The following is a 13,664-nucleotide window of genomic DNA, read 5'->3' as shown; positions in this document are numbered from 1 at the left end:
GAGTTTGATCATGGCTCAGATTGAACGCTGGCGGCAGGCTTAACACATGCAAGTCGAGCGGAGTTATGGTGCTTGCACTATGACTTAGCGGCGGACGGGTGAGTAATGCTTAGGAATCTGCCATTTAGTGGGGGACAACATTCCGAAAGGAATGCTAATACCGCATACGTCCTACGGGAGAAAGCAGGGGATCTTCGGACCTTGCGCTAAATGATGAGCCTAAGTCGGATTAGCTAGTTGGTGGGGTAAAGGCCTACCAAGGCGACGATCTGTAGCGGGTCTGAGAGGATGATCCGCCACACTGGGACTGAGACACGGCCCAGACTCCTACGGGAGGCAGCAGTGGGGAATATTGGACAATGGGCGGAAGCCTGATCCAGCCATGCCGCGTGTGTGAAGAAGGCCTTTTGGTTGTAAAGCACTTTAAGCGAGGAGGAGGCTCTCTTAGTTAATACCTAAGATGAGTGGACGTTACTCGCAGAATAAGCACCGGCTAACTCTGTGCCAGCAGCCGCGGTAATACAGAGGGTGCGAGCGTTAATCGGATTTACTGGGCGTAAAGCGTGCGTAGGCGGCTGATTAAGTCGGATGTGAAATCCCTGAGCTTAACTTAGGAATTGCATTCGATACTGGTCAGCTAGAGTATGGGAGAGGATGGTAGAATTCCAGGTGTAGCGGTGAAATGCGTAGAGATCTGGAGGAATACCGATGGCGAAGGCAGCCATCTGGCCTAATACTGACGCTGAGGTACGAAAGCATGGGGAGCAAACAGGATTAGATACCCTGGTAGTCCATGCCGTAAACGATGTCTACTAGCCGTTGGGGCCTTTGAGGCTTTAGTGGCGCAGCTAACGCGATAAGTAGACCGCCTGGGGAGTACGGTCGCAAGACTAAAACTCAAATGAATTGACGGGGGCCCGCACAAGCGGTGGAGCATGTGGTTTAATTCGATGCAACGCGAAGAACCTTACCTGGTCTTGACATAGTAAGAACTTTCCAGAGATGGATTGGTGCCTTCGGGAACTTACATACAGGTGCTGCATGGCTGTCGTCAGCTCGTGTCGTGAGATGTTGGGTTAAGTCCCGCAACGAGCGCAACCCTTTTCCTTATTTGCCAGCGGGTTAAGCCGGGAACTTTAAGGATACTGCCAGTGACAAACTGGAGGAAGGCGGGGACGACGTCAAGTCATCATGGCCCTTACGACCAGGGCTACACACGTGCTACAATGGTCGGTACAAAGGGTTGCTACCTAGCGATAGGATGCTAATCTCAAAAAGCCGATCGTAGTCCGGATTGGAGTCTGCAACTCGACTCCATGAAGTCGGAATCGCTAGTAATCGCGGATCAGAATGCCGCGGTGAATACGTTCCCGGGCCTTGTACACACCGCCCGTCACACCATGGGAGTTTGTTGCACCAGAAGTAGGTAGTCTAACCGTAAGGAGGACGCTTACCACGGTGTGGCCGATGACTGGGGTGAAGTCGTAACAAGGTAGCCGTAGGGGAACCTGCGGCTGGATCACCTCCTTAACGAAAGATTGGTGACCGGTAAGAATCCACAACAAGTTGTTCTTCGAAGATGTATCTGAGGGTCTGTAGCTCAGTTGGTTAGAGCACACGCTTGATAAGCGTGGGGTCACAAGTTCAAGTCTTGTCAGACCCACCAAATCTGATTGCAGTAGCTTAGATTGAAAGATATGTCGTTCATTAAGTGATAAGCTGGGGACTTAGCTTAGTTGGTAGAGCGCCTGCTTTGCACGCAGGAGGTCAGGAGTTCGACTCTCCTAGTCTCCACCATACATTACGAAGTAATGTAGAAAACGAAAGTTAAATTCCAAAGATAGCTTATAGAAATTAATAAATAAGAAGATCGAATGATCTTGGTTTATTAACTTCTGTGATTTATCACAGTTTACTACTCACCGACGAGGTGGTAGTTAATCATTAACAGATTAGAAAATTGAGTCTGAAATAAATTGTTCAAACTCGATTAATTTGACACTAACGGTAATACGTAAGTATTTCAGTTAGATGAAGAATTAATCTGAGAACTAGCAAAAACACTGAATCAAGCGTTTTGGTATATGAATTAGATTGAAGCTGTATAGTGATTAAATTCACAGACAACAGATAGTAGCAATTAAGTTTGCAACGATAACACTCACTTGTATGTGTTAACGACTGTTTGGGGTTGTATAGTCAAGTAATTAAGTGCATGTGGTGGATGCCTTGGCAGTCAGAGGCGATGAAAGACGTAATAGCCTGCGATAAGCTCCGGGGAGGCGGCAAATATCCTTTGATCCGGAGATTTCTGAATGGGGGAACCCACCCGCTATAAGGCGGGTATCATAAGCTGAATACATAGGCTTATGAAGCGAACGAGGGGAAGTGAAACATCTCAGTACCCTTAGGAAAAGAAATCAATTGAGATTCCCTTAGTAGCGGCGAGCGAACGGGGAGCAGCCCATTAAGTTGTGTGTGTTCTAGTGGAACGCTCTGGGAAGTGCGAACGTAGAGGGTGATATTCCCGTACACGAAAGGGCACACACAATGATGACGAGTAGGGCGAGGCACGTGAAACCTTGTCTGAATATGGGGGGACCATCCTCCAAGGCTAAATACTCCTGACTGACCGATAGTGAACCAGTACCGTGAGGGAAAGGCGAAAAGAACCCCTGTGAGGGGAGTGAAATAGATCCTGAAACCGCATGCATACAAGCAGTGGGAGCCGACTTGTTCGGTGACTGCGTACCTTTTGTATAATGGGTCAGCGACTTATATTCAGTAGCAAGGTTAACCGAATAGGGGAGCCGTAGAGAAATCGAGTCTTAATAGGGCGTTTAGTTGCTGGGTATAGACCCGAAACCAGGCGATCTATCCATGAGCAGGTTGAAGGTTGGGTAACACTAACTGGAGGACCGAACCCACTGTCGTTGAAAAGCCAGGGGATGACTTGTGGATAGGGGTGAAAGGCTAATCAAGCCTGGTGATAGCTGGTTCTCCCCGAAAGCTATTTAGGTAGCGCCTCGGACGAATACCATTGGGGGTAGAGCACTGTTTCGGCTAGGGGGTCATCCCGACTTACCAAACCGATGCAAACTCCGAATACCAATGAGTACTATCCGGGAGACAGACTGCGGGTGCTAACGTCCGTAGTCAAGAGGAAAACAATCCAGACCGCCAGCTAAGGCCCCAAAATCATAGTTAAGTGGGAAACGATGTGGGAAGGCATAGACAGCTAGGAGGTTGGCTTAGAAGCAGCCACCCTTTAAAGAAAGCGTAATAGCTCACTAGTCGAGTCGGCCTGCGCGGAAGATGTAACGGGGCTAAAACTATGTGCCGAAGCTGCGGATTTGACTTTAAGTCAAGTGGTAGGGGAGCGTTCTGTAAGCCGATGAAGGTGTATTGAGAAGTATGCTGGAGGTATCAGAAGTGCGAATGCTGACGTGAGTAACGACAAAACGGGTGAAAAACCCGTTCGCTGAAAGACCAAGGGTTCCAGTCCAACGTTAATCGGGGCTGGGTGAGTCGACCCCTAAGGCGAGGCCGAGAGGCGTAGTCGATGGGAAATTGGTTAATATTCCAATACTTCTGTGTAATGCGATGAGAGGACGGAGAAGGTTAAGTCAGCCTGGCGTTGGTTGTCCAGGTGGAAGGTTGTAGGCATGTATCTTAGGCAAATCCGGGGTACTCTATGCTGAGAACTGATAGCAAGCTGTACTTGTACAGTGAAGTGGCTGATACCATGCTTCCAGGAAAAGTCTCTAAGCTTCAGTTACACAGGAATCGTACCCGAAACCGACACAGGTGGTCAGGTCGAGTAGACCAAAGCGCTTGAGAGAACTCTGCTGAAGGAACTAGGCAAAATGGTACCGTAACTTCGGGAGAAGGTACGCTGCTGACGGTGATGGGACTTGCTCCCTGAGCTATTGGCAGCCACAGAAACCAGGCCGCTGCAACTGTTTATTAAAAACATAGCACTCTGCAAACACGAAAGTGGACGTATAGGGTGTGATGCCTGCCCGGTGCTGGAAGGTTAATTGATGGGGTTAGCGTAAGCGAAGCTCTTGATCGAAGCCCCAGTAAACGGCGGCCGTAACTATAACGGTCCTAAGGTAGCGAAATTCCTTGTCGGGTAAGTTCCGACCTGCACGAATGGCATAATGATGGCGGCGCTGTCTCCAGCAGAGGCTCAGTGAAATCGAAATCGCTGTGAAGATGCAGTGTACCCGCGGCTAGACGGAAAGACCCCGTGAACCTTTACTGCAGCTTGACATTGAACTTTGACCTTACTTGTGTAGGATAGGTGGGAGGCTTTGAAGTTAGAACGCTAGTTCTAATGGAGCCGTCCTTGAAATACCACCCTGGTAATGTTGAGGTTCTAACTCTGCCCCGTAATCCGGGGCGAGGACCATGTCTGGTGGGTAGTTTGACTGGGGCGGTCTCCTCCTAAAGAGTAACGGAGGAGTACGAAGGTGCGCTCAGCGTGGTCGGAAATCACGCGTAGAGTATAAAGGCAAAAGCGCGCTTAACTGCGAGACCCACAAGTCGAGCAGGTACGAAAGTAGGTCTTAGTGATCCGGTGGTTCTGTATGGAAGGGCCATCGCTCAACGGATAAAAGGTACTCTGGGGATAACAGGCTGATACCGCCCAAGAGTTCATATCGACGGCGGTGTTTGGCACCTCGATGTCGGCTCATCTCATCCTGGGGCTGAAGCAGGTCCCAAGGGTATGGCTGTTCGCCATTTAAAGAGGTACGCGAGCTGGGTTTAGAACGTCGTGAGACAGTTCGGTCCCTATCTACCGTGGGCGCTGGAAATTTGAGAGGATCTGCTCCTAGTACGAGAGGACCAGAGTGGACGAACCTCTGGTGTACCGGTTGTGACGCCAGTCGCATCGCCGGGTAGCTATGTTCGGAAGGGATAACCGCTGAAAGCATCTAAGCGGGAAGCCTACCTCAAGATAAGATTTCCCTAGGAATTTATTCCTCTAAAGAGCCGTTCGAGACTAGGACGTTGATAGGTTGGGTGTGGAAGCACGGTGACGTGTGAAGCTGACCAATACTAATTGCTCGTGAGGCTTGACTATACAACACCCAAGCAGTTGTATATAAAGCTCAATTCGATTCAAAACCAAACAGTCAGAAGTGAAAACAACTGATTGAACTTGATTTAGTGAATAAACTAGTTACAATACAGACCAATTATCTAATCCGTTAATAACTCTTTGGACCGTAAGTAAGGCATACGACAATACATCGTGATTAAGACCCGAAAGCACCACAACAGTTTGCTGGCGACAATAGCAAGAGTGAACCACCTGATCCCTTCCCGAACTCAGAAGTGAAACCTCTTAGCGCTGATGGTAGTGTGGCACTTGCCATGTGAGAGTAAGTCATCGCCAGCTTTTAAATACTAAACACCCCCAACCTAACGGTTGGGGGTGTTTTTTATTGGACGGAATTTTATATCTCAACTTATTTTAATTAGATTTGACTAAAAATACTTCATACTCCTCCATCTCTTGCTTAAGATATAAACAATTTGAATCGAGCATCCGTTTATGCAGTTTAAAATTATCGCCGCTCAAGATCTGGATAAACTACAGCGACAACAGATTGCTGAGCTATGCTTTACAGCTTTTGATGAAGATCCTTGGGGGCAATATGCTTTCATGCAAACAGCTTCTCATCTAGTCGGTATATTGGATGAAAAGATTGTATCGCATGCACTATGGACGGATAGAGTTTTCACTATTCATAGCAATAATCAGGTGAAAACTGCTTATGTTGAATATGTGACTACTGATGAAATGATGCGGGGGAAGGGGTTAGCATCACAGTTATTAAGATATTTGATAGATGCTTTAACTACTTTGGGTTATGAACTTGCTGCATTACAACCTGAAGATGATGCTTTTTATAAAAAACTAGGTTGGATTTCTTGGTTGGGGGATTTATATATCAAACAAAATACCTCTACTTATCTGACAGATGAGCATGAAATTCTCTTGTATCCATTGAGTGTTAAGCTGAAAGAATTACTATCACAACATAATACGGATACAGCTGATGATGCTATTTGCACAGATTGGCGAGAGGGTGAGCTTTGGTAGGAATAATTTCATATATTAATGATATTTAATAAAATTATTTTAATTTAAAAAACCTGTAAAGATAAGAATAGGTTAGTATTTCACCTTGGTAACTTATAACTTTTCATAAATCTTAACGTTTTCTACTTTCCTCCTTGGCTCACAAGCCTATAATGATTGAGAATCATTCCAAATCTAATAAGGAAATAACATGTCGACCGATCAGCAATTTCCAACACCTGCCAACTTAGGTATCGCAGTCTATTCAAACAATGCCGAAGCGATTGGTAACACACCTTTAGTTCGTATCAATCGCCTCATCAAAACGGGTGCAACGGTACTGGCAAAAGTGGAAAGCCGTAACCCTGCATTCTCAGTGAAATGTCGTATTGGTGCAGCGTTGATTGCAGATGCGGAAAAACGTGGTGTACTTAAAACAGGTATGCATATTGTTGAGCCAACCAGTGGCAATACAGGCATTGCTTTGGCATTCGTCGCAGCAGCAAAAGGCTATCCAATTACCTTAACCATGCCTGCAAGTATGAGTTTAGAGCGTAGAAAAGTATTAAAAGCATTAGGGGCAGATCTGGTTTTGACTGATCCAGCCAAAGGCATGAAAGGTGCAGTTGATGAGGCTGTTCGTTTAGCCACTGAAAATCCTGAACAATATTTCTTACCACAACAGTTTGAGAATCCAGCCAATCCACAAATTCATACGGACACCACAGGCCCTGAAATTTGGCAGGCCACTAATGGTCAAGTTGATATCTTGGTCGCTGGCGTAGGTACGGGTGGTACCATTACTGGGATTTCACGTTATTTTGAACAAGTTCAGAATAAATCACTTTATTCAGTAGCGGTTGAACCTGCGGAATCACCAATCATCACGCAAACCAAGCGTGGTGAAAGCATCACACCAGCGCCACATAAAATTCAGGGAATTGGTGCGAATTTTATTCCTAAAAACTTGGATTTAGATCTAGTTGATGAAGTTTTACCCGTGAATAGCGCAGATGCAATTGAGTGGGCAAGAAAGTGTGCAACCCAAGAAGGCATCTTAGTCGGTATTTCAAGTGGTGCAGCATTAGCGGCAGCAGCGCAAATTGCTGAACGTCCTGAAAATGCAGGCAAAACCATTGTGGTGATCTTACCAGATAGCGGTGAGCGTTATTTATCTTCAGTCTTATTTGAAGGTTTGTTTGACGAAGCTTAAATTCGTTATTCAGTCCAATAAAAAAACCATGCTTGAGGCATGGTTTTTTATTGATTTTAAAGCGCTTTCTTTAAAGTTTTTTCGTGGCGTTTGACCGAACGAGCATATTTCTTGGCTTTATGCCGCGTCCAGAAACTGCGTTCATAGCCTGTTGGTCCAACATTGTAATAAGCTACGGCTTTAGACCAACTGCCAGCAGATCGATAGTAGGTCGAGAGCACATGTGCACCACAGTTAATATTAACATTTTCATCATAGAGATTGCCCGGACAAGACTGACGCCAATGGCTGGAAATAATCTGAGTTAAACCGATTGCACCCGTTGGCGAACGGGCTGAACTGTTGTAATTAGACTCTTGGCGGATCAGGGCGGCAAGTAAAGTTGGAGATACATCATAACGCTCAGAACTTTGAAGGATCATCGGCGATAAGCGATTGGCCGTAGTCGGAGAAACCGAATACGCATTTTGCAAACCTGAGGAAAGCTGATTCGAGCGATTGGCAAAGGATCCGCTTAAACTGCTACATGCAGATAGACTGATTGCAAGCACAACAAGGCTGATCTTTAAAATGATTGCGGCAAACGGTTTAAAGGCCGTATGTTGATCAGAAGAAGTTGATGTGATGTGCAAAACCAGAACCCGATACCAAACAGAAGTATAAGGATGGTATGCACTCAGTTTAGGGGAGTCAATAGTAGTTATTTTACGGTAATGAATGGATCAGAGAAAGTCATAAAAAAGCCCCGACATCCTGTCGAGGCTTTCTCATATTTGGTTTCTTGCCGCCAACTCCTGTCAACGACCACGTCCTGTGTTTCTTGTTGTTCTGAATGAGACATCCTGTCTCTCTACACTTGATATATTAGTGAGTCTAGCTCAGCAGGTATATTCGGCAATCACCGCAGTTATTGTAGGCTTTTGCTTACAATAGGACTTTATAGCGCTTCTTTTAAGCTTTGTTCATGGCGTTTGACCGAGCTGGCATAGCGTTCAGCTTGCTGGCGCATATAGGGACTTCTTCTGTAACCTGTAGGGCCAACATTGTAGTAGCCGAGAGCTTTTGACCAATCACCTGTCGATTGATAGTAGTTTGCCAGAATATAGGCACCACAATTGATGTTGACGTGTTCATCATATAAATCACCAGGGCAGAACTGTTGCCAGAATTTCGGGCGTACTTGAGTTAAACCTACGGCATCTGCTGAAGACCGCGCACGAGTTCTATAGCTAGATTCTTGACGAATTAGCGCAGCCAATAAATGTGGTGAAATATTATGACGCTCAGCTGTTTGCAGGATGATAGGAGCAACCCGATTTGCGGTTGTTGGTGCTACTGAAAAAGCGTTTTGAATACCAGAAGACAGTTTTTGGGAGTGATTCACCGTAGGTGCCTTGGTTGTCGTACACGCGACAGTGAAGTAAGTACTTAAAAAAATGAGACTCAATTTAGCAAAAGTAATGTGAAAGCGAGAAAAAGAAAAGTTTTTGTAAATTATCATCGTAGAAAAATTTGACCGTCATTTATAAAACATGCGGATGGTAGGAAGCAAGCCAATGGGAGTCAATGCAATCTATAGGGGTAAATCGTTTAGTTTTAGATATTAAGCTGAATAAAAAAGCCCCGACATCCTGTCGAGGCTTTCTCATATTTGGTTTCTTGCCGCCAACTCCTGTCAACGACCACATCCTGTGTTTCTTGTAGTTCTGAATGAGACATCCTGTCTCTCTATGCTTGATAGAGTAATGAATTGATCTCATCAAGTATATTCGCCAATCATCACAGTCGCTGCAGGCTTTTACTTACAAGGTGTAGATAGCAGGTGGGATCAGATTAGCGTTTCTTTAGAATCCAGCCGACCAATCTTTGTGCAATTGGCGCGCAGACCAATACGCTAGGAAAGGCAAACATCCACGCCACGATCCATGCAGACATCCACATGGCGAAGAAATTATTGATAAAACCCACTGCCTTTAATGTGGTGATGCCCGAGATTAAAAAAGACATCATGCAGGATAAAATCAATGGAAATAAAAGACTTGCTGCTTTCACGTGTTCATCACTCCTTGATATGCACTTAAGCTGCATGCAAAGTTTTGTCCAAATAACTGAGCGGTTTTAATATCGCCAACATCAAAAGCATCTGCCGCACTGGCATGTTCGGCTTGTGCCATAAGACCAGACCATGACCCAAGACGATTTGCTGCTTGCATATACGGAACACCTTGATGTTGCTCAGGTAAAATTGGGTTGCCGACCCATATCATACCGTGTTGCATCGCAAAGGTGAAAAGTGAAATCAGGGTAGATTGCTTATCGCCTGCGGGTAGTGAGGAAACGGTAAATCCTGCGGCTAATTTTCCTTTAAATGCTTGCTTCTTCCATAATGGGCCGGTGGTATCCATCAACTGTTTCAATGTGCCAGAAATCCCACCCAGATAGGTCGGTGAACCCCAAATCAGTCCATCATAGTGACAGAGTAGCTCGGGTTGAGACATTAACTGTTCAGCGGTGAATAAATCAATTTTAATCTGTTCAACTTGTGCTGCACCGAGTTGAATCTGTTGAGCAATAAATTGGGTATGGCCCTGACGGCTATGATAAACAATGGCAATCGACTTCATGGTTTGATCCCTCATTGAAATAGTGCAAGCACTTGAGCGCTGAGATATAAACCGCAGCCGAAAATAGCGTGATTGATCAGGCTTCGGAGGCAATTTTGCAAAGGCTGTGCTGTTTTAGCTGAAGCAATGCCTGCCCCCATAGCGGGTTGCATGATGAAAAAGGGAATGAGCACAGTGATCACCCCGAAAATAAGAGCAGAGCTAAATTGGGGTTGTCGTAACCATGCATCTCCTACCATCAGGACAAAGCTGAATGCAAAGAGGATGCCGACACTGTAATGTGCTAGCCAACCCAAGGCATATTCCCGTCGAATGGCAGGACTTTGTGCAATCGATGCATGGATGAACTTGCCCCGAAACATCCAGCCCACCCAACGACCCAGCAAAGCAAAATTTAAGGTGGGCTGATTGAGTTTTTTTAACAACAATAGCCACATATCTATTATCAGCGTGGCCCCTACACCTAAACACAGGATTTGAAATAATAGTTCAACAGTATTCATTTTTTCACCTTGATCTTTTTTGCATAAAACGCGATAAAGATAGTGTGCAAGTTCAAGTTAACTTGAAGTCAAGGGGTATTTATGGATATTGGAGAAGTTGCTAAACGGGCAAAGGTGACCACCTCAACCTTACGCTTTTATGAGGAAAAAGGCTTGATCAAATCAATAGGCCGTCATGGATTACGTCGGCAATATGGCAAGCAGGTCTTGGATCAATTGGCATTGATTGCTTTAGGGCGGGCGGCAGGTTTTTCTCTCAATGAAATTGCGCCTATGTTTGGGGAGAGTGGTCAGCTCGAATTGGATCGAGCCATGCTCAATGAGAAAGCAGACAAGCTGGAACAAATGATCCGACGTCTGCACTTTATCAGCCAAGGACTGAGACATGCCGCGGTTTGCCCCGCAGAAAATCATATGCAATGCCCAACCTTTCAAAACTTTTTAAAAGCTGCGATTGCCGGTGAGTATCAGCCGACCAAACTTGAGTAAGATGGATGCTGAGGCAGTGGGTCTGATTGCTAAGATAAAGTGTTGCGTTACATTGTCATCTTTTCGCCATAAAGACTTCATTTTATTGCAGTAAAAGCGTCATAAAAACTTGTTTTAATTTGCGTAAATTTTTACCAAATGTATAAAACCATGAACAAGAAAACTTTATTGGCCTTTTTCTGCTGTAGTACTTTGGGTTTAACTGCCTGTAATAATGATGACAATAATCAAGATCAGAATACATCGACAGACAAAGTCACAGAACCCACGCTGATTTCTTTCGTCAAGCTTCCTGTCGCAACTTATGCCGCTGGACCAGATTCAGGTAAAGCAGTGAGTGGGGCCAACGGCATCTATCCACCCTTTAAAGGACAACCTGTACAGGGCTTTTCTGCCGCCTTAAAAAATGAGGATGGCAGTTATATGGCCATGGCCGATAATGGTTTTGGCACACAGGATAATTCAGCTGATTTCTTATTACGCATTTATAAAATCAAAGCCGATTTTAAAACCAAGAGCAAAGGTTCGGGGCAGGTATCCGTACAAAGCTTCATTCAATTACGTGACCCAAATAAACGGATTCCTTTTGAGATTGTGAATGGCAATACGTCAGAACGCTTATTGACTGGAGCGGACTTTGACCCTGAATCGATGCAACGTGCGGCTGATGGAACGTATTGGATTGGTGATGAATTTGGTCCATTCCTGCTGCATTTCTCCGCTGATGGTGTGTTGTTAGATGCGCCGATTGCTTTGCCAAATCCATTTAATCCGAGCCAAGAATTACGTTCACCGCAAAATCAACTGAATAAAGCCAATATCAATTATGTTGAGCCATTGGTGGGACGCAGTAGTGGTTTTGAAGGCATGGCGATTTCACCAGACGGTAAATACCTGTATCCGCTACTGGAAAAGCCACTGGTGAATGACTCGACAGGTAGACTGCTGATCTCTCAATTTGATCTTCAGAAGAAAGCCTATACCGGTGTTTATTATTGGTTCGTACTGGATAGTAAAGCCACCAATATTGGTGACTTTCAGCTGTTTAATGACAAAGAGGGCATCATTATTGAACGCGATGTGAGTCAAAATAATCTGGGTGGTCATAAGAAACTGATTCGGATTAAATTCAATGAGCCGAAGCAAGTGGTGGCACGCGAAGACTTGGTCGATTTAATGAAAATTGCCAACCCAAATGGGCTGTATGGCACAGCGCGTGAAGGAGATATTGGTACAGGCAAGGTATTTGCCTTCCCATTTGAAACCATTGAAGATGTGATTATTGAAAATGGCACGACTTTGACAGTATTGAATGACAATAATTTTCCAGGTTCATCGGGTAGAAATGCCAAACTTGCCGATGATAATGAAATAATTCAGATCCGTTTGCCTAAAGCATTATTTTAAACATTTGATAAAAATGGCCGAAATGATCATTCCGCATTTCGGTCGAAGGCGTATACTGGTTGGGCATAAGGAGTTCCGATGTCTGAATCAGTTATACGTCCAACCCATATCGAATATGGTTCTAAATCGTTTACTGCGATTTTATGGTCATTGTTCTTTGCTGGTTTCGCGTCATTTTCCTCGTTGTACTGTGTACAGCCGATGATGCCGATTTTTGCAGAATTCTTTCACGTCACTCCGACCCACAGTAGTTTTCCTCTGTCTTTTTCTACCATTGCATTGGCCATCGGTCTGCTATTTACAGGCTTTATTTCTGATCGTTTTGGGCGTAAGCCGATTATGGTATTTGCCCTATTTCTGGTCTCGATTTTATTGCTGATCAGCGCTTCTTTCCCGATCTGGGAAATCTTTTTAAGTACCCGTGTTTTGATTGGTCTAGCGGTCAGTGGGGTTGCCGCAGTGGCAATGACTTATATCGGAGAGGAGATTGCGCAGAAGGATATCGGTTTTGCTATGGGGCTGTATATCTCAGGTACCGCGATTGGCGGTATGGGTGGGCGTTTGATTGCAGGTGTTTTGGTTGATTTTATTTCTTGGCAATCGGCAACTTATATTATTGGTTTTCTGAATTTTGTGATTGCTTGCTTATTTTATCTGTTATTGCCCAAATCACAGCATTTCAAACCATTTCCATTCCGGTTTTCACGTTTTAAAGCAGCTTTTGAGCAAAATCTAAAAGACCCGAAATTACGCATTTTATTCGCCCAAGGTTTTATTCTAATGGGCTGCTTAGTCACGGTCTTTAACTATATCAGTTACCATTTATTAGAAGCCCCGTTTAATCTATCGCAAACATGGATCGGTCTGATTTCAATTGCTTATTTGGCAGGGATTTATAGTTCACCCAAAGCTGCACAATGGGGCTTTAAATTTGGACGGGATAAAGTGTTGCCAGTTTTACTGGTCATGATGATCATCGGCCTATTGATTACCTTGATTCCATCACTTTGGACTATTTTGCTGGGTCTCACAATTTTTACCTTCTCATTTTTTGCGGCACATTCGACCGCCAGCAGTTGGGTTTCGGTTCAAGCAGTGCAGTATCGTGCAGTGGCCTCTTCACTGTATTTATTCTGCTATTACATCGGCTCAAGTTTACTGGGTAGTAGTGGTGGGTTGGTCTGGGAGAACTATGGCTGGACGGGGATAAATCTCATGGTGGCTGTAGTTTTAGCACTTGGGCTATTTTTAGCGTTGCGGTTAAAGGCTTTACCAATTCAGAAAGTTGATTAACTTTTGTTTTTTAGACTTATGTTTTAAAGTTTTGAATCAAT

General features: G+C 44.8%; 10 protein-coding genes, 2 tRNA genes and 3 rRNA genes. 10 read left to right on the top strand and 5 right to left on the bottom strand.

What is annotated here, in order from left to right; genetic code table 11:
- The 7 genes from F896_RS00005 to cysK form a co-directional block, all read left to right on the top strand.
- Positions 1–1,530: ribosomal RNA gene (locus tag F896_RS00005) — 16S ribosomal RNA — on the top strand; the annotation flags it as partial.
- 59 nt (positions 1,531–1,589) lie between these two features.
- A tRNA-Ile gene (locus F896_RS00010) sits at positions 1,590–1,666 on the top strand.
- Between the two features lie 55 nt (positions 1,667–1,721).
- Positions 1,722–1,797: transfer RNA gene (locus tag F896_RS00015), tRNA-Ala, on the top strand.
- A 400-nt stretch (positions 1,798–2,197) separates the two neighbouring features.
- Positions 2,198–5,089 (top strand): 23S ribosomal RNA (locus F896_RS00020).
- A 203-nt stretch (positions 5,090–5,292) separates the two neighbouring features.
- Positions 5,293–5,407 (top strand): 5S ribosomal RNA (rrf, locus tag F896_RS00025).
- Between the two features lie 156 nt (positions 5,408–5,563).
- Positions 5,564–6,115, top strand: coding sequence for a GNAT family N-acetyltransferase (locus tag F896_RS00030; protein WP_016165269.1), 552 nt, complete (start codon positions 5,564–5,566; stop codon positions 6,113–6,115).
- Positions 6,116–6,305: 190 nt separating this feature from the next.
- A complete protein-coding gene (gene cysK / locus F896_RS00035) occupies positions 6,306–7,307 on the top strand; it encodes a cysteine synthase A (protein ID WP_016165268.1) in 1,002 nt (333 codons plus the stop codon).
- A 56-nt stretch (positions 7,308–7,363) separates the two neighbouring features.
- On the opposite strand, the gene F896_RS00040 is transcribed toward cysK, so the two are convergent.
- The 5 genes from F896_RS00040 to F896_RS00060 all read right to left on the bottom strand — a co-directional run bounded on the left by F896_RS00040 (position 7,364) and on the right by F896_RS00060 (position 10,434).
- Entirely contained in the window at positions 7,364–7,882 is a 519-nt protein-coding gene (locus F896_RS00040) for a lytic transglycosylase domain-containing protein (RefSeq protein WP_032882614.1), read from the bottom strand.
- Positions 7,883–8,244: 362 nt separating this feature from the next.
- The gene (locus F896_RS00045) at positions 8,245–8,808 is read right to left on the bottom strand and encodes a lytic transglycosylase domain-containing protein (RefSeq protein ID WP_016165266.1); all 564 of its coding nucleotides are present in this window, start codon (positions 8,806–8,808) and stop codon (positions 8,245–8,247) included.
- Between the two features lie 332 nt (positions 8,809–9,140).
- On the bottom strand, positions 9,141–9,359 hold the full coding sequence (locus tag F896_RS00050; protein WP_016165265.1) for a DUF2798 domain-containing protein: 219 nt from the start codon (positions 9,357–9,359) through the stop codon (positions 9,141–9,143).
- Entirely contained in the window at positions 9,356–9,931 is a 576-nt protein-coding gene (locus F896_RS00055; protein WP_016165264.1) for a flavodoxin family protein, read from the bottom strand. The genes F896_RS00050 and F896_RS00055 overlap by 4 nt, the downstream gene beginning before the upstream one ends.
- Positions 9,932–9,942: 11 nt before the next feature.
- Positions 9,943–10,434, bottom strand: coding sequence for a DUF2938 domain-containing protein (locus F896_RS00060; RefSeq protein WP_016165263.1), 492 nt, complete (start codon positions 10,432–10,434; stop codon positions 9,943–9,945).
- Between the two features lie 81 nt (positions 10,435–10,515).
- Between F896_RS00060 and F896_RS00065 the strand changes: the two genes are divergently transcribed.
- The 3 genes from F896_RS00065 (at position 10,516) to F896_RS00075 (ending at position 13,623) form a co-directional block, all read left to right on the top strand.
- Entirely contained in the window at positions 10,516–10,923 is a 408-nt protein-coding gene (locus F896_RS00065; protein WP_016165262.1) for a helix-turn-helix domain-containing protein, read from the top strand.
- Positions 10,924–11,073: 150 nt separating this feature from the next.
- Entirely contained in the window at positions 11,074–12,330 is a 1,257-nt protein-coding gene (locus tag F896_RS00070) for an esterase-like activity of phytase family protein (RefSeq protein ID WP_171069732.1), read from the top strand.
- A 78-nt stretch (positions 12,331–12,408) separates the two neighbouring features.
- Positions 12,409–13,623 (top strand): MFS transporter, encoded by a 1,215-nt coding sequence (locus F896_RS00075; RefSeq protein WP_016165260.1) that lies wholly within the window; start codon positions 12,409–12,411, stop codon positions 13,621–13,623.
- Positions 13,624–13,664: the final 41 nt, after the last annotated feature.

The sequence above is a fragment of the Acinetobacter genomosp. 15BJ genome (assembly GCF_000400715.1).
GTDB lineage: Bacteria > Pseudomonadota > Gammaproteobacteria > Pseudomonadales > Moraxellaceae > Acinetobacter.
Note: the sequence above shows the minus strand (reverse complement) of the source record. Positions and strands in the feature narration are given on the sequence as shown.

Excerpts from the sequence above, each read along its gene's own strand:
- cysK (WP_016165268.1), top strand. The coding sequence starts at position 6,306 with ATGTCGACCGATCAGCAATTTCCAACACCTGCCAACTTAGGTATCGCA.
- F896_RS00075 (WP_016165260.1), top strand. The coding sequence starts at position 12,409 with ATGTCTGAATCAGTTATACGTCCAACCCATATCGAATATGGTTCTAAA.
- F896_RS00070 (WP_171069732.1), top strand. The coding sequence starts at position 11,074 with ATGAACAAGAAAACTTTATTGGCCTTTTTCTGCTGTAGTACTTTGGGT.
- F896_RS00065 (WP_016165262.1), top strand. The coding sequence starts at position 10,516 with ATGGATATTGGAGAAGTTGCTAAACGGGCAAAGGTGACCACCTCAACC.
- F896_RS00055 (WP_016165264.1), bottom strand. The coding sequence starts at position 9,931 with ATGAAGTCGATTGCCATTGTTTATCATAGCCGTCAGGGCCATACCCAA.
- F896_RS00045 (WP_016165266.1), bottom strand. The coding sequence starts at position 8,808 with ATGATAATTTACAAAAACTTTTCTTTTTCTCGCTTTCACATTACTTTT.
- F896_RS00030 (WP_016165269.1), top strand. The coding sequence starts at position 5,564 with ATGCAGTTTAAAATTATCGCCGCTCAAGATCTGGATAAACTACAGCGA.
- F896_RS00060 (WP_016165263.1), bottom strand. The coding sequence starts at position 10,434 with ATGAATACTGTTGAACTATTATTTCAAATCCTGTGTTTAGGTGTAGGG.